General features: G+C 33.5%; 18 protein-coding genes. 7 read left to right on the forward strand and 11 right to left on the reverse strand.

Annotated features, from left to right (window positions below; genetic code table 11):
- Positions 1-24: 24 nt before the first annotated feature.
- The 6 genes from V1468_RS13640 to V1468_RS13665 all read right to left on the reverse strand — a co-directional run bounded on the left by V1468_RS13640 (position 25) and on the right by V1468_RS13665 (position 7,214).
- Complete coding sequence (locus V1468_RS13640; RefSeq protein ID WP_331810778.1) at positions 25-669, reverse strand: response regulator transcription factor; 645 nt, start codon at positions 667-669, stop codon at positions 25-27.
- Positions 670-736: 67 nt separating this feature from the next.
- Positions 737-1,819, reverse strand: a complete 1,083-nt coding sequence (locus tag V1468_RS13645; protein WP_331810779.1) for a sensor histidine kinase — start codon at positions 1,817-1,819, stop codon at positions 737-739.
- A 31-nt stretch (positions 1,820-1,850) separates the two neighbouring features.
- Complete coding sequence (locus V1468_RS13650; RefSeq protein ID WP_331810780.1) at positions 1,851-2,609, reverse strand: tetratricopeptide repeat protein; 759 nt, start codon at positions 2,607-2,609, stop codon at positions 1,851-1,853.
- A gap of 38 nt (positions 2,610-2,647) precedes the next feature.
- A complete protein-coding gene (locus V1468_RS13655) occupies positions 2,648-4,588 on the reverse strand; it encodes a tetratricopeptide repeat-containing sensor histidine kinase (RefSeq protein WP_331810781.1) in 1,941 nt (646 codons plus the stop codon).
- 207 nt (positions 4,589-4,795) lie between these two features.
- A complete protein-coding gene (locus tag V1468_RS13660; protein ID WP_331810782.1) occupies positions 4,796-6,667 on the reverse strand; it encodes an outer membrane protein assembly factor BamB family protein in 1,872 nt (623 codons plus the stop codon).
- A gap of 10 nt (positions 6,668-6,677) precedes the next feature.
- Positions 6,678-7,214, reverse strand: a complete 537-nt coding sequence (locus V1468_RS13665) for a DUF6252 family protein (protein WP_331810783.1) — start codon at positions 7,212-7,214, stop codon at positions 6,678-6,680.
- A 240-nt stretch (positions 7,215-7,454) separates the two neighbouring features.
- Between V1468_RS13665 and V1468_RS13670 the strand changes: the two genes are divergently transcribed.
- Positions 7,455-7,868 carry a HEAT repeat domain-containing protein gene (locus V1468_RS13670; protein ID WP_331810784.1) on the forward strand — a complete coding sequence of 138 codons (414 nt, stop codon included), beginning with the start codon at positions 7,455-7,457 and terminating at the stop codon, positions 7,866-7,868.
- Between the two features lie 3 nt (positions 7,869-7,871).
- Here the strand turns inward: V1468_RS13670 and V1468_RS13675 are convergent, their stop codons facing one another.
- From V1468_RS13675 to alaS, 3 genes are read right to left on the reverse strand one after another with little or no spacing between them, the layout of a single operon-like run.
- Complete coding sequence (locus tag V1468_RS13675) at positions 7,872-8,825, reverse strand: GSCFA domain-containing protein (protein WP_331810785.1); 954 nt, start codon at positions 8,823-8,825, stop codon at positions 7,872-7,874.
- 2 nt (positions 8,826-8,827) lie between these two features.
- Positions 8,828-9,157 carry a hypothetical protein gene (locus V1468_RS13680; protein ID WP_331810786.1) on the reverse strand — a complete coding sequence of 110 codons (330 nt, stop codon included), beginning with the start codon at positions 9,155-9,157 and terminating at the stop codon, positions 8,828-8,830.
- 1 nt (position 9,158) lies between these two features.
- The gene (gene alaS / locus V1468_RS13685; RefSeq protein WP_331810787.1) at positions 9,159-11,774 is read right to left on the reverse strand and encodes an alanine--tRNA ligase; all 2,616 of its coding nucleotides are present in this window, start codon (positions 11,772-11,774) and stop codon (positions 9,159-9,161) included.
- Positions 11,775-11,904: 130 nt separating this feature from the next.
- On the opposite strand from alaS, the gene V1468_RS13690 reads away from it, so the two are divergent.
- Genes V1468_RS13690 through V1468_RS13715 form a run of 6 tightly spaced genes read left to right on the forward strand, consistent with a single transcriptional unit; the run spans position 11,905 to position 15,625 of the window.
- Positions 11,905-12,876, forward strand: coding sequence for a M23 family metallopeptidase (locus V1468_RS13690; RefSeq protein ID WP_278004041.1), 972 nt, complete (start codon positions 11,905-11,907; stop codon positions 12,874-12,876).
- A gap of 1 nt (position 12,877) precedes the next feature.
- Positions 12,878-13,207: a MerR family transcriptional regulator gene (locus tag V1468_RS13695; protein ID WP_331810788.1), complete on the forward strand. Its 330-nt coding sequence runs from the start codon at positions 12,878-12,880 to the stop codon at positions 13,205-13,207.
- 12 nt (positions 13,208-13,219) lie between these two features.
- Positions 13,220-13,804 carry a LemA family protein gene (locus V1468_RS13700; RefSeq protein WP_331810789.1) on the forward strand — a complete coding sequence of 195 codons (585 nt, stop codon included), beginning with the start codon at positions 13,220-13,222 and terminating at the stop codon, positions 13,802-13,804.
- A gap of 11 nt (positions 13,805-13,815) precedes the next feature.
- Positions 13,816-14,253 carry a TPM domain-containing protein gene (locus tag V1468_RS13705; protein WP_331810790.1) on the forward strand — a complete coding sequence of 146 codons (438 nt, stop codon included), beginning with the start codon at positions 13,816-13,818 and terminating at the stop codon, positions 14,251-14,253.
- Positions 14,253-15,089 (forward strand): TPM domain-containing protein, encoded by an 837-nt coding sequence (locus V1468_RS13710; RefSeq protein WP_408647374.1) that lies wholly within the window; start codon positions 14,253-14,255, stop codon positions 15,087-15,089. Before V1468_RS13705 ends, V1468_RS13710 begins: the two co-directional genes overlap by 1 nt.
- Positions 15,090-15,115: 26 nt before the next feature.
- Positions 15,116-15,625 (forward strand): TPM domain-containing protein, encoded by a 510-nt coding sequence (locus V1468_RS13715; RefSeq protein WP_331810792.1) that lies wholly within the window; start codon positions 15,116-15,118, stop codon positions 15,623-15,625.
- Here the strand turns inward: V1468_RS13715 and V1468_RS13720 are convergent, their stop codons facing one another.
- Together V1468_RS13720 and V1468_RS13725 are read right to left on the reverse strand one after the other, a co-directional pair.
- The gene (locus V1468_RS13720; RefSeq protein ID WP_331810793.1) at positions 15,626-18,403 is read right to left on the reverse strand and encodes an outer membrane beta-barrel protein; all 2,778 of its coding nucleotides are present in this window, start codon (positions 18,401-18,403) and stop codon (positions 15,626-15,628) included. It lies immediately after the preceding gene.
- A gap of 93 nt (positions 18,404-18,496) precedes the next feature.
- The gene (locus V1468_RS13725) at positions 18,497-20,929 is read right to left on the reverse strand and encodes a T9SS type B sorting domain-containing protein (RefSeq protein WP_331810794.1); all 2,433 of its coding nucleotides are present in this window, start codon (positions 20,927-20,929) and stop codon (positions 18,497-18,499) included.
- Positions 20,930-20,936 lie beyond the last annotated feature (7 nt).

Genomic DNA, 20,936 nt, shown 5'->3' on the forward strand with positions numbered 1-20,936 from the left:
CAGGATGACAACAATGATTTGTTGTTAAATAATATTATTGCGTTTAGCTTTTTGTACAGCCTCTAACTTATTATGAACTTGTAGTTTGCGGTATATATTTTCTATATGCTTTCTAATTGTTCCGGTAGAAAGAATTAAATTTTCTGCAACCGCATTATAACTTAAGCCTTTGCTTAATTGCTCTAAGACATCGACCTCTCTGCTGGTTAACTTTATTTCTTCTTTTTCTTTTGCTTCTACAAAAGGGTTTCTAAGCAATTTTAATGTTTTTAACGCTATTGAAGGGTTCATAGCTGCACCTCCATTAAGGGTTTCTAAAATACCAGAATGTAAGTCTCCTGCATTTATTTCCTTAAGTAAGTAACCATCTGCGCCAGCTTTTATGGCGTTAAATATATTTTCGTCATTATCAAAAACAGTAAGCATTATAATCTTAATCTGTGGATACTTTTGCTTTACCAATTCTGTGGCTTCAATACCGTTCATTACAGGCATTTCTATATCCATTAAAATTAAATCTATACCATTGTTTGCTTCTAATTTTTCAAGAACATCTTTGCCGTTCATAGCTGTAAATCTTACTTCTAAATCTTCAAAAAAAGAAAGCTTCTCTTCTACCGTTTTTATAAGAAAAGTATTGTCATCTACTATGGCTATTCTTGTTATCATTCGCTTTTTAATTAGATTATAAATATCCTCAATATAATTATTTTATGCTATACGTATTTTATCGTATTTATATCTTTACCTCAACTGTAGTGCCTTGGCCTATCTCTGACTGAATTGTTAATTGCCCTTTTATATCCTCTGATCGTTTCCTCATATTATTAAGTCCGTTACCACGATTTATAGTAGCTTCGTTAAACCCTTTTCCGTCATCTTTTATTCTAATTATCATTGTGTCTTCTTGCATAGAAATATCAACATCTATTGCTGACGCTTCTGCGTATTTTACAGCATTATTTATAGCTTCTTGTATTATTCTGTAAACATTCATTCCCTTTACAGAAGTAAAAGCCATATCACTATCTACAGACTTATCTACATTGAAATTAAACTTTATGTTTTGAGCTGCAAGATTTGCCTGATCTATAAAGTTTGAAATGCGTATTTGTAAGTCTTCAAATGTAATTTTATCCTTATTCATGGCCCAAATCGTATCTCTTAACTCATGAATAGTTATTGTTGTAAACTCGCTGATTCCTTTTATTTTATTACCCAATTTTTCGGGTATTTTAAAACCATATTTTAGATTGTCTAATGACGAAATAATAAAGGTGAGCTGCGCTCCTATATTATCATGCAGATCTCTACTAATCCTAAGACGTTGTTCTTGAAGCTTACTTTGAGTTTCAATCTTTATTAAAGCATCTTTGAGTTGATTTTCTTTTTGAAGTTGACGGTTTTTTAGCTTTTGCTGGTTGTAAAACAAATACCCTAGAAGTCCTAAAACAACAGCTAGTGCGCCCAAACCTAAGATGTAAATATTCTTTTTACTAAGGTCTAATTCTTTTTCTGCAAGATCTGCACGCTGTGATAGGATTTCTTTTTCTTTTTTTTCGGTTTGAAACTCTATTTCGAGCTCTGCTATCTTACTTGTGGTTTCTATATTAAGAACGCTATCTCTTACCCTTGAAAACTCTTTATAATACGACAACGCTTTATCCTTATCGTTAGTAACTTCATAATATTGAGAATAATTTTGCAGAGCCATTTCTACATCCACTGCTACATTATACGTTGTTGCATAATAATAGGCACTATCAATATATTTTTTTGCTTCTCTTGCTCTGTCAAATTCCATTAAAACCTGAGCCATATTATTATAACTCGCCCCTACACCTGCATAGTTACCTATCTGCTTTTCTAAAAAAAGCTGATTTTTTAAAATAGACCAGAGCTGAATCTATTTCTTGCAAATAGTAGAAGACCGCACCAACATTATTTACAGACTCGGCAATACCTTTTTTGTCATCTAATTCCCTTTCAATTTCTAATGAATATTTAAAATAGTCGAGTGCTTTTTGCAAATCTCCATCATTGGCATAAATAATGGCTATATTATTATATACTTCTGAAATTCCTTTTTTATTATTTAACTCTTCGAAAACATCTTTGGCTTTTAGGTGATATTCTATGGCTTTATCATTAGCTCCTAAATAGCTGTACACCATACCAATATTATTAGTTACAGTAGCCTCTTTTGATTTTTCATTTAAAGCATCATATATATTGAGTGCTTTTAAATATTGGGTTAGCGCTTCTTCATATTCGCCGAGTTGTCTTTTACATACTCCAATATTATTAGAAGCACTTGCCACCAAAAGTGAATCTGAAGACATCTCTATAGCTTGGCTAGAAAGCTCAATAGCTTTATTAAAATCACCCAAATCTCTATATACTAATCCTAAACCATTAATCGCTCTAGCTTCTTCAAATATTTGGTTCTTTGCTTTAGCGATGGACTTAGATTTTTCTAAGATTGAAATTGCCTTTTTAGGATTGTTCTTATAAATGCTTATTGCTGAATCATTAAGCTTTTGTGGGTTTTCTTCATTTTGGCCATAGCACAACATATTAAATAGAAGAAAACAAATAAGTACTCTCATAAAATTTTAGTTGGTTAACAGAATATTTGTTTTAGCTTTTATACGATAACAATTATTTGGGTTCCTTGATTTTCTTTTGTGTTGATTTGAATTTCTCCACCAATATTTGCAATTCGTTTTTCCATATTGGTGAGGCCATTACCTCTTTTCACAGAAGCTAAATCAAAACCTTTTCCATTATCATAAATTTTAAACACCAAATTAGAAACTTCTTTATATACTTCAACTTTTATCTGAGACGCTTCAGCATATTTTAAGCTATTGTGTATGGCCTCTTGTATAACACGATGAATATTCATACCCTCAACAGATGTGAAGGTTTTGCTTGTATCTACACTGCTATCTACGTTGAATGAAAACTGAATATTAGCATCATACAAATGTGCCTTGTCAATATAGTTTGAAATTCTGGTCTGCAGGTCTTCAAAAGTAATTTCACTTTTATTCATTGCCCAGATGGTATCTCTTAATTCATAAATAGTGCCTGATGTAAAATCGCTTATCGTCTCAAGTTTATGAGTTAGATTTTCATCTTTAATGTCAAAACCATATTTTAGATTGTCTATAGACGAAATAATAAAAGTTAATTGCGCACCTATATTATCGTGTAAATCTCTACTAATTCTTAAGCGTTGCTCTTGTAACTTATTCTGGGTTTCAATTTTTATTAAAGCGTCTTTAAGCTCATTTTCTTTTTGTAGCTGATGATTTTTTAGCTTCTGTTGGTTGTAGAACAGAAAACCTACTAAGCCCAGTATTAATGTTAACAAGGCTAATCCGTATAGTTGATAGTTTCGCTTCTGAATGACCAAATCTTGCTCTGCTAATTCTGCACGTTGTATAAGAATCTCTTTTTCCTTTTTTTCAGTTTCATATTTTACTTCTAAATCTGCTATTTTTTGGGCATTTTTTTCTGAGAATATTGAGTCTTTTAATTTTATATAAGTTCGCTTTTGCTGTCTGGCTTGGTCGTAGTTTCCAAGCATGTAATTGCTTTCTGCGAGTGTTAAGTACAAATCTGCGGAAACCAATTCTATTTCTGGATATTTCTTTACCAAATTAAAACCTTCTTCTGCGTAATGTTTGGCTATTTTTGGTAAACTTTTTTCGTTATAAAGTGTTGCTATATTATTGTATGTAGAGAGCATTCCGCGCTCATCACCATTATAATTTTCTTTCTTTTTTAAGGCTTCTAAATACGTTTCTAATGCTAAGTCTTTATTCCCTTTATCGTAGTATGCATTAGCCAGATTATCTAAAATCTTATAGTACTCTATTCGGTTATCGAGTTTTTTGGCCAACGCTAATCCTTTTTTATAAGACAATATCGCTTCATCTATTCTACCTAAATCCTTTAAGTTTATACCAATGTTGTTATGTGATGCTATTTGCTCATTTTCAAGTTTATACTTTTCTCTGACTTTTAATGCTTTTTTATGATATTCAAGAGCTTTCTCATTAAGATTCATTTCTTGGTAAATAAGTCCAATATTATTCAATGATGTGGACGTGGATTTTTCACTTTGTTGAGCTTCATCCATTTTTAAAGATTGAAAAAAATAATCTAATGCTTCATTATAATTTCCGCGATTCCAATTAAACATCCCAAGGTTATTGATACACATGGATTCAATGTTTTTAAACCCAAAATCTCTACTCATCATTAGTGCCTTTTCAAAATAATAAGCTGCAGAGTCCGATTTACCAGTAACATCCATATATATACCATGAGTATTTACTAACTCTGTTAGACCGAAATTAAAACCTGCAGCCTTGGCAGATTCTTTTCCTTCTTTAAGTACTTTAAGTGCCTTATCTGTATCATTAAATATGTAACCAAAGGCAATTTTATTATACATTCTGATTTTTACAGAATCATTTTTTGTACTGCGTGCAACTGTAAGTAAACTATCTAGATTTTGAGAATAAGCAGATATGCCCATTAAAATACTCAAAGAGATGAGTAGGTTTTTCTTCATACCATTTAAAGAAAAAAGCATCAGAGATATGCTACTTGCTGTAAATAGTATAACTGATGCTTTTTTGAGAAAATTGATTAATAGCATTATCAATATAAAATTTTTTAACTGTAAGCTAACTTTTATTCGATTAAGGTACAATTTAAGAAGATTAAGCGTAACTACAGTTGGTTACGCTTAATCAAAAACAAATCTCAACAACAAGATTTATTTTTTAAGATCATAAGCATAGATAGTCTTGTCGTTTAACTTGTAGTATAAATACCCTCCAAATTCATCTACTTTATATTCTGGTTTTTTGTCTTTTAGCAAAATTTCTTTTTCAACTGCACCTGTATCTTTATTTAGCTTTACTAAACCCACTCCACTATCGAGCTTTGTAAGTATAAATTGAGAATTTTGGGTAGCAGATGTTGCCTTAAAACGTTTTGCCAATTCGTTAAAAGATGCTGTACCAATAGCAGCAAACATATCTTGTGTACGCTTCATTTCTGCACCATAGCTATTATATTTGCCTAAAGCATTTTTATTAGCACCAGCTCTGTAAGCCGCTGATGCAGCTATAGCTGTTGAAGCCACTGCGGTAACGCCTGCTAATACAGCTCCAAAGGCACTTTTTCCTGGTGCTCTATGGTACTCATGCCAATTGGTTTTTGCATCCCAATCTAACAGCATCATATTTTGATCTGAAGTCAACAAAATACCATTATCTCTAATCTCTACATGATTAGGGTCCTCTTTACCTTCAAAACTTGCTTCTGCTAATAGTTGAGAATCACCGGAAGTAGCATCTATACTATACAGTTTCTCATCGGCTGCAATTAGATACCTATTGTTCTTCTCATCAAACGTGGAGCTTACATTATTTGCTCGTTTAAACTTTAATGGTTTATCCCAAACTTGCTCACCTGTTTCTAAATTAACAATATTTGCATCCTCTGAAGTGATATAAATTAAGCCTTGAGGTGTTTCTGCCATGGTTAAAATATTTTCACCTGTTTTTAATGGCTTTTTAAATAACGACTGACCATCAAAAGAAATCTTATTTATTCCACCAGAATGTATTCCGAATAAAATACCATCTTCCATAATATAAAAATGCTGAACGTATCCTTTAGTTTTTGGTGCCTTCTCCCAAAGATCTTCACCATTAGAAGCATTAAACATTGTTATTTTAGACTCAGACTTGGCTGCTAAAGCACCGCTTCCGCCAACAACATTACTTACTACAGCCAAACCTTGTGGTAATATTTGAAAATTAGCTACAGATCCTTTCACTTTTCTTTCATCTTCCCAAGCCTCTGCTCCATTAGCATTCAACTTATAAATTCTGGTATTTTTACCGTTTGCTGTTGCTGCAAAAGCATAAATATCATTCTCTGTATCATTACTTGTCATCCAATTGACATTCTTTATCTTATTTTCCCAAAGTGTTTCCCCTGTTTGGGACTTAGCTACAATACCTTGACTTGTTGGAATTAGCAACTTATCTTTTAACAACAAAGGTTTTCCTGTAACTGCGTAGTATTTCATACTTACCTTACCTGGTGTTAATAAGAAAAACGAGTAATCCTCTTCACCTGTTCCTAAATCATAGACGGCTACTTTTGGAGTATTCTTATCTTTCATATCACCGACTTTTTGAAAACCACTTACTACTAATTTGTTTTGTGGCATGATAACATCGCATGTAAATACATTTTTCCATCCTTTTGATTCTGTAGTGAACAAAATTTTTCCTGACACATGGTCAATTACAGCCTTCTTTGAAGATAAATTTGCAAATCCTGTTTGGCCAACCATTACATACGGAGAAAGTGGTATATAATTTAATTCTTCAGGTTTCACTTTTCCGTAATCTGTAAAATTGAATAACAGGTTATTAGAACCTGGCTTTATTCCTACCAAACCATCATTTGTGGCTACGACTACAGTTCCGCTCTGGGTAATAGTCATATCGTTAATTTTAGCTCCTAAATCATAGCTAAAATCTGGTGTTTCTTGAGCAAACAACGATGTTGCACTCATTAAGAGCACAAACATCATTACCTTATTGATTGAAGTTAATAGCGTTTTCATAGTCAATCAATTATTGTACTTGCTTATTTAAGTTAAATGAACCATCTGTGATTGTTTTAACAGACTGATCTCCATTAACATTTTTGCAAGTAAACTCAAATGTTCCTATCAATTTATCTTCTGTTTCTTCTGAAATACTTAATGATCCTACCATAGAGTTGTCATATGGTGCCTGCCAAATTTCTGTAGTTGAAGCTTGCGGATTATTAATATCTACGTCTGTTTCTGTGTAAGAAGCAACATTTACATTATTTATATTAGAGCCATCTAAATCGTATGTTCCTACTCCGTCATAACCCCAAACCGTAAAAGAAAACGCATTTCCATCACTATTAGAAGCAATGATAATTAGATTTTGTCCGTTGTTTGCTATTGTTGCAGAAGAGGAAATCTCCCAAGATTCATAGCTAGTACCATCTACTTTTGCGACTAAAGTTCCTGATGGAGCATTACCACCACTTCCACCATCATCATCACTGCTACATGATGTAAATGTTGCTAATGATAATGTCATTACTAATAACATAAAGTTTTTTAAAGTTCTCATTGTTGATTTAATTTATTGGTTAATACAGAAGCAAATTTCAACAATAAGAGGATTGTAAACCATACGATGAATTACGTATATTCTTTCAAAACATTGATTTTTAATTATTTAACTTGTTAAAACAGAACTATTCAACCTAATATTTGATAAACTTTATGTAACATAACTCAGAAATCTACTACCAATAATTAACCGAAAACGTTAGTTATGTTTTATCAATTTTCATATTGGTTATTAAAAATGAAACTTTCTCAACCTTCAGAGAAGGTTATCTCCTATTGGGTTGGTACAAACTCGGTTAATAAGCTAGAATATGCTTTAACTCATGGCAACTATAAAACAAGGCAGCTAGCTGCTGAAGCTTTAGAATTTGTTGGTCGACCTTCTTCCATTCCTGTATTATTAATTGCTATTGATGATAAAATTAAAAACGTATCTATTGCTGCCCTAAACACATTAGAACATTTACAAGACAGTGATGAACTGATTAAATCAATTGTAAGAAAACGTTTTGATTGGCTTAAAAGACTTAGAGAAAAAGAGGAAAAACAAAAGAATAAAAGAGCTAAAAAGCATAATATTTATCGTTGGGAACGTGCAAGCAAAAAGTCTTTTGAAATGGTAAAGGAAAGATTGAAACGACCGATTCGGTAATATTTAATCGAATTTAACGTGAGGAAGTTCTTTCTGAATCTTCGCTATCTCTAATTGAAGAAGAACTAAAAATTTTTTATGCGCTTCAGAATTTGGATTAAACGGACGATGCGCTTTCTTAACTTGTATACTACCAATCTTCTGCGATGTTTCAATAGCATCTTCTGCCAACCAAACGGTTTTAAAGGTTTCCCAAATGTAGTCAATAGCTAAATCATTTGGATGTATCATATCCTGATTATAGAATCTGTAATCTCTCAATTCATCCATCATAATTTCATACGATGGAAAGTAAAACAGTTGTTTTCTTGGTTCTACAACCTGATGAATTACTGACAATAAATGAGCCTTGCTTCTATTGTTTTCTACAAAACCATCTTTGAGATGTCTTACAGGAGATACCGTAAAAATGAAATTTACTTTAGGATTTACACTTCGTACTAAAGCAATTATACGCTCTAATGAAGCAACAACATCTTCAACAGACAATAATTCTTTTAGAAACTGTTTTTGAGGTATTTTATGGCAATTAGCAACAATTTTATCAGTTGCTTTATGTCTATAAACCCAAGCTGTACCGAGTGTAATAATTATATGCGATGCAGATTTAACCTGATCTAATGTTTCGCTTAATTGCGTATTTAAACTCTCAAGTAATTGTACTTTAGAAAGCGCATTTAATTTTGAATGCGCATCGAAACAACTATAAATCTCATTCTGATGTATAACCTCTTCTTCACTATAGAAATCTTCGTTTATACTTCTAGTGACTAGATTTTCTATAGCCACAGGATGAAATAAAATTCCAAATGGATTTACGTCTGATTGAAACTTATGATACTCAAACTTACTACCAATATTCTCAGAAAAACATGATCCCAACAACATCAATTTAGACGTGTAATCTATTTGATGATGTGGTTGTTTCTGTAGTTTTATGTTGGTTTGTAGCTTCATTATCAATTTAACAAATCATCTAGCATGTTGTTGAATAGTGTATTCCAATCTTCTTTTCTCTTTTCCTTATCAATTGCTAAATGATTTAGTACCACTTCAATTTTATGTTTCAACAACTCATACTTCAACTTCGAAGTTTTCAAATCATCATGAAAATCTGTATGAAACATTACACCATATATACCTATAGTTATAGCATAAGGTGCGTTATAGCAGTTCTCTTCAAGACTTACTCTTGCTCCATTTAAGTGTTCCTCATCAAATAAAATCGTTCCTCCTTCGGACCCCTTTGAGTCTACTGTTTTACCATTATCAAAAGGAACCCAACTCATTTTACTTAATGTAGTCTTTTGCAGCTTCCAAAGCCTCCTCAATACCTGCTGGATTTTTACCTCCTGCTGTTGCAAAGAAAGGCTGGCCTCCGCCTCCACCTTGAATGTGCTTACCTAATTCTCTAACAATCTGACCTGCGTTTAAGTCTTTTTCAGCAACCAGATTTTTAGAAATATAGCAAGACAATAACGCCTTTCCATTATTATCTGCTCCGAATAAAGCAAAAAGATTATCCACTTCTCCTCCTAACTCAAAACATAGGTCTTTAATTCCAGAAGCATCTAAATCTACTTTTTTGGCAATGAAATTTACACCATTAAGCTCAGTGATTTCGTTTTTAAGATCACCTTTTAAGTTCTTAGCTTTATCCTTTAATAGTTGTTCTATCTGCTTTTTTAAACTCGCATTTTCATCCTGTAAATTCTGAAGTGCTTTTACAGGTTCTTGAGCATTGTTTAATAGATCTTTCATTTCAAAATACGCTCTGTTATTTTCAAAATAAAAGTCTTTAACCGCATCATAAGTAATAGCTTCTATACGACGAATTCCGGCTGCAACTGCTCCTTCAGATACAATTTTAAAATGCCAAATATCTCCCGTATTCTTTACATGCGTACCACCACAAAGTTCTATGGATTGTCCAAATCTCACGGTACGAACTGTGTCACCATATTTTTCACCAAAAAGCGCCATTGCACCATCAGAAATTGCTTGATCCATTGGTACATTTCTTTGCTCTTCTAATGGTAGTTTTCCGTCGATACGTGCATTTACAAAGTTTTCTACGTCTCTTAATTCTTCAACTGTTAGTTTAGAAAAATGAGAGAAATCGAAACGTAAATATTTAGAGTGTACTGCAGATCCTTTTTGCTCAACATGTGTTCCTAACACTTCGCGCAATGCTTGGTGCAATAAGTGTGTTGCCGTGTGGTTACACTCGGTTCTAAATCGTTGTTTTTGGTCTACAACAGCTTTAAATGTATCATTTAAATCGTCTGGTAAATTTTTAGCAAAGTGAATAATGACATTGTTCTCTTTCTTGGTGTCTACAATATATACTGTATCACCATGGTTATCTTGCAAGTACCCTTTATCACCAACTTGTCCACCACCTTCGGCATAAAATGGAGTGAGATTAAACACCAACTGATACATGTCTCCTTCTTTTTTTGAAGTGACTTTTCTGTAGCGTGTAATTTTTACGTTGGCTTCAAGAGCGTCGTAACCGATAAATTCTTGCTCAGCATCATCAACTAAAATCGTCCAATCTTCTGTAGAAGTTTCACTTGCTTTGCGCGAACGATTTTTTTGAATTTGAAGTTGCTCTTCAAATCCTTTTTCATCTAATTTTAAATTCTTTTCAGATAGAATTAAAGCCGTTAAATCTATAGGAAAACCATAAGTATCGTACAATTCAAATGCCTTTTCGCCCGAAACTGTATCGCCTTTTGTTTCTTCAACAATACCATTTAACAAAATAAGACCTTGCTCTAATGTTCTTAAAAAAGAGGCTTCTTCTTCCTTAATTACGTTTTCAATCAATTGTTTTTGAGCTTTAATTTCTGGAAAAGCAGTTCCCATTTTTTTGCTCAACACATCTACCAAACGGTAAATAAATGGTTCTTTTTTATCTAAAAATGTAAAGCCATATCGCACTGCTCTACGTAAAATTCGACGTATAACGTAACCTGCTCCAGTATTACTTGGTAGCTGACCATCTGCTATAGAAAACGCTACGGCTCTTACGTGGTCTGAAATAACTCTAATAGCTACATCTATTTTTTCATCCTTACCATAATCCTTGTTGGTAATGGTTTCAATCTCACGAATTATTGGTGTAAACACATCTGTATCGTAATTAGATTGCACACCTTGTAACACCATACACAAACGCTCAAAGCCCATACCTGTATCGATATGTTTGTTTGGCAATACCTCTAGAGTTCCATTGGCTTTACGGTTGTATTGCATAAATACCAAGTTCCAGATTTCTACAACCTGAGGATGATCCATGTTTACCAAAGACTTGCCATCAACTTTTGCTTTTTCTTCAGCCGAACGAATATCTACATGTATCTCACTACATGGTCCACAAGGGCCTTGGTCTCCCATTTCCCAAAAATTATCCTTCTTATTTCCCATAAGAATACGATCTTCAGAAATGTATTGTTTCCAAATATCGTAAGCCTCTTGGTCCATTTTTAGGTTATCGTTATCATCGCTACCTTCAAAAACAGTGACATATAAAATATCTTTATCTATACCATAAACTTCGGTTAGCAACTCCCAAGCCCAAGCAATGGCTTCTTTCTTAAAGTAGTCACCAAAACTCCAGTTGCCGAGCATTTCAAAAAGTGTGTGGTGATACGTATCATAACCCACTTCTTCTAAATCGTTATGCTTACCTGAAACTCTTAAACATTTCTGAGAATCTGCGATTCTGTTACTTTTTGGATCACTATTACCAAGAAAAAACTCCTTAAAAGGAGCCATACCAGAATTGACAAACATTAAGGTAGGGTCATTTTTTAAGACCATTGGTGCAGAAGGCACTACGAGATGTTCCTTACTTTCAAAGAATTTTAAAAACTTAGTACGAATATCTTGAGACGTCATATACAGAAATTATAGCTTGTTTAGTTTTAATTACCACATTTACAAAACAATTTATATCTTTGGTCGTTACGCTAATAAAAGACACCTGTTTTGTAGTCATATTAGGTGCAAAAATAGTATAAATTAGAACATGGCTAAGGTAAAATATTATTATGACGCTGAGACGCTTTCGTATCGTAAGATAAAGCGTAAAAAAGCAACAACGTTTAAATATGCTTTTGTCTTCTTACTTGCAGCAGCACTTTTTGCCTTATTGTTTAATTTTATTTCTAACCAGTATATAGATTCACCTAAAGAGCGTCAACTAGCCAGAGAATTACAAAATATGCAATTGCAATACGAGTTATTAAACAAACGTATGGATGATGCCATTGCTGCTTTAGAAAATGTTGAAGAGCGTGATAATGCCATTTACAGACTATATTTTGAAGCAAATCCGATTCCTGAAGAGCAACGACGTGCTGGTTTTGGTGGTGTAAACCGCTACAAAAAGTTTGAAGGCTACGATAACTCACAACTCATTGCAGAGAGCAATAAACGACTAGATATACTTGAAAAGGCTATTGTTGTTCAATCCAAATCATTGGATGAGATTGCTAAATTAGCTGAAGACAAAGAGAAATTTTTAGAAGCTATACCTGCGATACAACCTGTAAGAAACGAAAATCTTACGCGTATGGCTTCGGGATATGGTTATAGAACAGATCCATTTACTAAAGTGCGTAAGTTTCATTTTGGTATGGATTTTACTGCTCCAAGAGGTACACCTGTTTACGCAACAGGAAATGGTATTGTAAAACGTGCAGATAACAGTTCATCTGGTTATGGTAAACACATTCGTATAGACCATGGTTATGGTTATGTATCTCTATACGCACACTTGTACAAATACAATGTTCGTGTTAATCAGCGAGTAAAACGAGGCGATATAATTGGATATGTAGGCAGCACAGGACGCTCAGAAGCACCACACTTACATTACGAAGTATTTAAAGATGACGAGCGTATAAACCCAATAAACTTCTATTATGGCAATTTATCTGCCACAGAATTTAATGAGTTACTAAGAAAGGCATCGTTAGAAAACCAATCCCTAGATTAATATGCATATAGATCTTCCAGAAAAACGCTATTATGGTATTGGAGAAGTTGCTAAAGCTTTTAAGGTGAATGCTTCTTTAATTCGATTTTGGGAAAAAGAATTTGACATAATTAAGCCTAAAAAAAACGCTAAGGGTAATAGAAAATTTACTCCAGAAGACATTAAGAATCTTAAATTTATTTATCATCTTGTAAAAGAGAGAGGGTTTACACTTGAAGGAGCCAAAACTCATCTAAAAGAAGAACGTAAACAATCGCTCGAAAAATTTGAAATTATTGAAAAGCTGGAAAGCATTAAAGCACAGCTCATTAAGATAAAAACACAACTTTAAAACTTATCAATTATGAAAAAATGGTTAATCCCTCTAGTACTCATTGCCGTTACTTTATTCTGGGGAATTGGTGTATATAATAGCGCTGTAGAATTAGATGAAAATGTTGGTAAAGCATGGGCAGATGTAGAAAGTAGCTATCAAAGACGTAATGATTTAATAGGTAATCTGGTAAAAACCGTACAAGGAGCTGCAGATTTTGAAAAAAGCACTTTAACAGATGTAATTGAAGCAAGAGCAAAAGCCACTTCAATTAATATTGATCCAAACAATGTTACACCAGAACAATTAGCTGAATTTAATAAGGTTCAAGGTGGCCTTTCAGGTGCTTTAAAAAGTCTATTAGTAACTGTTGAACGTTACCCTGATTTAAAAGCTAATCAAAACTTTATAGAACTTCAAAGTCAATTAGAAGGCACTGAAAACAGAATTGATGTTGCCAGAACTCGTTTTAACGAAGCTGTTAAACCCTACAACAGTTATATAAGAACTTTTCCCAAAAGTTTAATTGCAAAAATCGCTGGATTCGACAAAAAGGCTTATTTTGAGTCTGAGGATGGCGCTGAAAAACCTGTGGATGTAGAATTCAACTTTTAAAACAACACATCATGCCACACATTGAAGATTTCCTGACACAGCAAGAAGAACAGGAAATCATTGAAGCCATTCGTATTGCAGAACGTGAAACTTCTGGCGAAATCCGTGTACACATAGAACAAAAATGCAACATGGAGATTTACGAACATGCCTTGGAAGTTTTTCATTATCTAAAAATGGATAATACTAAGGAGCAAAATGGTGTGCTTATTTATGTGGCAGTAGATAATAAGGCTTTTGTTATTTATGGAGACAAAGGTATTAACGATATTGTTGGTTCTGATTTTTGGAATTCCACCAGCGATAAAATAGCCTCTCAATTTAAAAAAGGCAACTTTAAACAAGGGCTTATAGATGGTATTATTGAAGCTGGTAAAGTCCTTGCTTTACATTTTCCTTGGAAACATGGAGATCATAACGAATTAGATAATTCAATTTCTAAAGGATAATGCCAAAGCTAAAACACATATTGAAGAGATTTATCCTATTGTTATTATTAGTTAGCTCTTCATTTACTTTTGCACAATATAAAATTCCACCCGTTCCAGAATTTCAAACTAGTGTTTACGACGAGATTAACTTACTAAGCCCTTTACAAAAAAATAGTTTAGAAGATAAACTTATACGTTATTCTGACACAACTTCAACACAGATAGTTATTGCTACAATAAGCTCAACAAGAGGCGAATATATTAATTATCTAGGTGCTAGATGGGCAGATAAATGGGGAATTGGACAAGCTGATAAAGACAATGGTATTTTTATACTTCTTGCAAAAGACGATAAAAAAATTGGTATAAATACAGGAAGAGGTGTAGAGCATTTGCTAACTGATGCCATGAGCAAACGTATTATAGATAGGGAGATTATACCCTACTTTAAGAAAAACGATTACAACGGAGGACTCAACAGAGGCGTCGATGTTATCTTTCAAGTAATGCAAGGCGAATACAAAGGGACCCGAAAAAATAACGCTGTTCGCTTTCCGTTTGAAATCATAATTTTTATAGCTATATTTTTCATCTTATTCATCATAGCCATTTCTAAAACACGTGGTGGTGGACGAGGCGGCAATAAAGGTAATCGAAGAGATGACGATGCCAGAAGCATCCTTGAAGCTATTATATTAAGTAATATGGGACGTGGAAGCTACTCTAGAGGTTCATCTTCTGGTGGTGGCATTTTTGGCGGTTCTTCATCAGGTGGAAGCTTTGGTGGCGGAGGCTTTGGTGGTGGTTTCGGAGGCGGAAGCTTTGGTGGTGGAGGTGCCTCTGGTGGTTGGTAATTTGTATTATATGTTTCTTTAGATTTATGCTTCAGACTTTTGGCAATAGATTATTTATTCTATGTTTTGCTTCTCTACTGTTATTAAGTTGTAAGGAAACAAAATCTAGTATCTGTATAGATATTCCAGAAAATGCTAACCAAAACATTGTTTATGATACTGCTGAATTATTTTCTAAAACAGAACGAGATTCATTAGCATATAAAATAATTCAATTCGAAAAGCAAACCACAAATCAAACTGCTATTCTAACCATTGATTCTATTCCAAAACATATAGATATTATGGAATTTGGCAAGGAAGTGGCAAATTATTGGGGAATTGGCACCAAAGAAAAAGATAATGGATTACTCATCACAATTTCTAGATACGATAGAAAAATTGCCATAAATACTGGTTTAGGCACCGAAAAAACAATTTTAGATTATGAGTGCAAAATCATAATTGATAGTGTTATGGTTCCTCAATTTAGAAAAACCCAATATTACAAAGGAGTTGATAAAGCTTTAGATGCTCTTTTTGCTCTTTGGGATTAACTAGAACATCAAGAAATCATCATCTCCTGTTTCACCTTTAGAGCCCAAGCTATTAAACTTATAACTAAAGCCTAACATAAAGTACTGACGCAAAACTGTGCTTTGATAATCTTGTATATAATCTTGTGTTGCGGTACGCCTTGCGTTTGTGTTTTGGTTGAGTAAATCGTACACTTTTAAAGATATCAACCCTTTATCCTTTAGGATGCTGTATGTCAATGTAGAGTTCCAGAACCAAGCACTTTTTTGAAAGCCTTCAGCTACATTTGGGTTATAACTAAATCTAATATCATTTTCCCATTCAAACTTTTTAGGTAAAAAGGTAGCGGTTCTCAATCCTGCATTATGACGTGTAAAGTTTCGGTCTTCAAATGCTTCAATGTCAAAGGCGTTGTTCGAAATATTAACTTCGTAATATGGCTTTAATTCCATTACCTTATCCCAAATAAAATCTATTCCTAATCTTGGAGTTATTGTATTTACTGTACTCGCGTATTGCACATCATTATTAAAGTTGATGTTCTTACTTCTATCAAAGCGAGTTCTTAAATTAAGCTTTATAGATTTTAAAGTATCTAACTTTATTTCTTTACTATATGTTCCAGAAATACCAAAACTATAGTTACCATCTACGTTCTCATAGGTTGTTGTTCTTACTAAAGTTTCAGGATCTACAACCGTTCTAGAAACTACTTGATTGTTGGTAAAATTTGAATTAAAGTTAGCGTAAAATCCTGTTCGCTTTTGCCAATCGAAAGCATTATAACCTGCATAAAAGCTATGTCTCCTAGATGGTTCTAGGTTTGGATTACCAACAATGACACTTAATGGATTTGACACATCTGTAAATGCTTGTAATTGACGCAATCCTGGCGGATTATTACTTAACCAGTAGCTTGCATAAACAGATGCTTTAGGACTAAATCTATAATTAACTCTGTAACTCGCTTCTAAATTTTTGAATTGTCGCTCAACATTAAATTGAGGTCGTAATAAATCATTATTTTCTAATGTGCGGATATTGTAACCTATGTTTAATCTTGTATAAAACTTTTCGCCATTATACGTTACACCAACTCTAGGTATGCTTCTCGAGTCTGTATATTCAAAATCTGTACTTAGTTCTGTATTGAAGTCATCAAAACCTTCAGAAGTGTCGTTATAATCAAAAGTACTTTGCCTATTATTCTCCTTGTCTCTAGAATATTCGTATTCAAAATTTAGAAAGAGCTTTTTTGCTACTATTGGTAACCTATAGGTTAATTCTGTAGAAACACCATAACTATCATTAACACCATCTGTAAATTGATTTCTTACTATAGTTTCAGGATCTGTTCCAAAAATTTCTGCAACAGAATTTAAATAGTCATCACTTTCTTGTTTGTTAATTTCTGTTTCTACCTCAGCCTTTATAAAAGCTCCTTTGCTTCCAAATCGTTTTGTAGCAGAAATATTTGTAGAAAACTCTCTGGCATAACTTTCTACATCAGAGTTTACAGCAGACTGGTTGGTAAGCACTAAATCCTCATCTAAAGTTTCGTCATTGCTATTATAGAATGTTTTGGTTTTAGAATAGCCAAATGAAGGCTCAATACTTAATTGAAAAGTTGAATCTGTTTCAATCTCAAATTCTAAATTTGCAGAATGGCTGTCTGTATCATTATTTGAAGTTGAACGCGAATTTGTAAAAAATCTTGAATCTGCTAAGATAGTTTCGCGCTCAGAAATGGTTTGATTTTCAGAATTACTTGATGAATTAAAATAATCTGCTGCAATATCAACAGTTTCGCCAATTACGTCGGCATAATTTAAGCCTGTACTTCTAGATGTTGTAATACCTTGCCCACCTCCAAAAGAGCGACCATCAAACCTAAAAGATCCGTTACTGTTAATATAAATGCTACTTGCGTTTCCAAACATTTTAGAAAGTTCTCCAAAACTAAAACCTGGTGAATTAATATTATTGCCACCTGCAAGCACACTAATACGTCTATCATTATTAAAAAGGTTAACCATACCTGCATATTCATAGCGCTGATCTGTACCAGCACCTGCAGCTACTCTACCAAAAACACCTTTATTATTTTCTTCTTTTATAGTTAGATTTATGGTTTTATTTTCTTTGTCACCAGCTTCTCCTGTAAATGCTTCGGACTTTGTTTTGGTATCAACGACTTGAATTTTTTCAATAATATCTTTAGTAAGGTTCTTTGTTGTTATGGTTGGATCGTCACCAAAAAACGGTTTACCATTTACTAAAATCTTGTTTACCTCTTTACCATTTACTGTGATTTTACCTTCTTCATCTACTTCTACACCTGGCAATTGCTTAAGCAAATCTTCTACTGTGGCATCCTTTTTTGTCTTAAAAGATTTTACATTAAACTCTAGAGTATCTTTTTTTATAGTTATTGGTGCGGTAGACTTTATAAGCACTTCCTTTAGCTGATTATCTAGCTGCATAGAGATCGTCTTTAAATCTATGGATCCTTTTGTTATATCTATTTCCTTTTTATAGATACCATAACCAATATAAGACGCGTAGAAGTTAAGACGCTCATCAAAGGTTCGTCCTTCAATTTTAAAAAATCCGTTTTTGTCTGAAATTGTATAAGAAACAACACTACTGTCTTTTAGTCGTTCGAGGTAAACTGTAGCTGACTCTATTGGCAGATTAGAATCTTCTGTTATTAAAGTTCCTGTAATTTCGAAAGTTTTTTCTTGTGAAAAAGTAAAACATGCAAAGAGCAATGCAAAAACTAAAGTTAGTTTTTTCATAGAGATTGATTGATGGTTAATTAAATAGCTAAAGCTTTAACGCAATAAAAGAATAAATCGTATGAAATTTCTTAAAAAAACAATAAAATTTCGCTATCGCTTTAGCGTAAAGTGCCCTTTGAAAGTCCTTCCATCTGCTAATTCTGCTTCAAACCAATAGTCATCAGATGGTAAAGTTTCACCTTTGTAACTACCATCCCATTGCGAATTAGACGCGTTTAAAACTGTAATAATTTTCCCAAATCTATTAAAGATTTTTACTGATGCCGTTACAGGAAACTGAGAAGAAAACCCACTAATTTGCCAGGTATCGTTTATTGTATCTCCGTTAGGTGTAAAGAATTTAGGAAATCCTAAGACTGATATATCTTCTGAAATAATACCACAATCTGCCTTTATATCTTTGATATAAACCGTGTATACACCTGATGCTACATCTTCAAAAGTATTAGACTCTTGGTATGGTCCATTTTCATCATTTAAAGCATAAAGATATTCTCCTTCACCTGATGTTAGAATTGTAATTGTATTATACTCCGAAGCGTCTGACACCTCAATAGTTTCTACCACTGCAGTACTAGATGGTAATACCGTTATAGTTCTTTGATTGGTGCAACCGTTAGGTCTTGTTACTTCTACGGTATAAGCTCCTGGCTCGTTAATATCTATATTAATTGTTGTCTCTCCAGTAGACCAATTATAATAATAATTGTTAGGTACATCATTAATAATACCTCCATATAATGAAATGGTCTCTGGAAATGTGTTCAAACAATAATAGACTGTTTCATCTTCCATAAGTTCTGGAAGTGGCTCAACATTCAACTCCACTTCTACTATACTATGACAATTACCATCTTGCTGAACACGAGCATAAACTACTTGATAGTAAGGTTGACTATTATTATAGTTATTATTTAAAGGATTTTGAAGTAAAAGAGCATCATTATAAGTTTCATAAAAACCTTCTACTTGCTTATCGAATCCTTCGTTTGCATAAATAGCTGTTTCTGCTACCGTAAGATCAAACGTTACTAAACCTGTTTCTTCTAAATTATCACATTCTTCTATACTAACTGATGGAGACAACGCTGTATTAACAATCAAAACTACCTCAGCCTGATTACTACATTGTGTTAACGCATTAGTTACTAATGCATAAATTGTTTGATTATTGAATGAATTTATATAATTCTGATCATCGATCTGATTTAAAAATTCAGCATCAGAAAAGTATGCAACCTCTATATTAGACAAATCGCCACTTACAATTGCATCATTATACTCACTCAGATTAAAATTTGTAGAACCATCTATAACTTCATCTTCGCACTGAATAATTGTTATATCATTAGTCTCTGGTACTGCGTTAACATAAACGGTTACAGGATAACGCTGTGTATTACCAATACATGCTGGCACTACTGGCAATATCCAATACGTCGTAGTTTCTGTTAAAGAAACATCATACGTTGTACCAGAATGCACAGGCACTGCGGCTGTCTCTGAAGTATACCAATCTGCATTATTGGTAGAAGATTCTACTGCTATAGTTACCTGCTCTACGCCACAAACTGTTATATCTTCAGATAAAATTCTAGGTGTAATGATGGTACTATTAGCCGAAAGATTTATTTCTGGTTCATTAGGTAAACCACCAAACTCTACAATGTAGCCTTGCGGATGATAAGCTCCACCTGGATTTGTATCTCCTGTAACAGCTAAGTCATTCCAAGACCCAAGTATACCAATACTTGGTGAAGTTATATGTGCATAATCTTCGTCTCCTGCATTATTCGGTTCGCCAGAATTCCAAAATGAAAATTCCCCATTTACTGGATTTCCATTAGCAGCGCCCTGCCAAAAAACAGTACCTGCTTCAGGACCAGTTTCCCACTTCCATGTTCCTTCTGTTTCTGCATCAGATGCACCAATCCATCCTGTACCAGAGGTTTGTTCACCTGACAATTGTGCTTCTTCTTCTGATGTTATTGTGGCTAAATACCCTGTTAATCCGTAGTAATTTTGATTTGCAGCTGCATCTCTTGCTTCTGTCCAGGTTATACCAGGACTAGAAACATAAAAATAATAATGTCCTGTACTTGGTAAGTAGTTCGCATTTCCTAAGTTGATCGAAAATTGCTTGTCTTCAGAAAAATTGACTTGTGTGGTCTGAAAAAGCACATCTTCAATTGCAGATTCAAACTCAGCAAACGTTGCTGGTCCAAATAACGCTAACTGTCCTTGAGCTGCATTCCAGGTTGAAGTAATATTTGGATGTACACCACTTAAAACTAATGTATCTTCACCTAACTCATAACCCTCCGCTATTTGAACAAACACTTGTTGCAAGGTTGTATCTTCTGGATTTGGGTCTGTAATAGATACAGATGTTACAATATTCATTGGTGTATCTGAACAATAATACTGTTCACCTGTTACACTAATTTCTGGCGGAGCGTCTTGAGCAAATAGACTAAATGATAGTACTAATGCACCAAACAAAAACAACTTATGTATTTTCATAGCGAAT

It is taken from the genome of Winogradskyella poriferorum, assembly GCF_036553625.1.
Taxonomy (GTDB): domain Bacteria; phylum Bacteroidota; class Bacteroidia; order Flavobacteriales; family Flavobacteriaceae; genus Winogradskyella; species Winogradskyella poriferorum.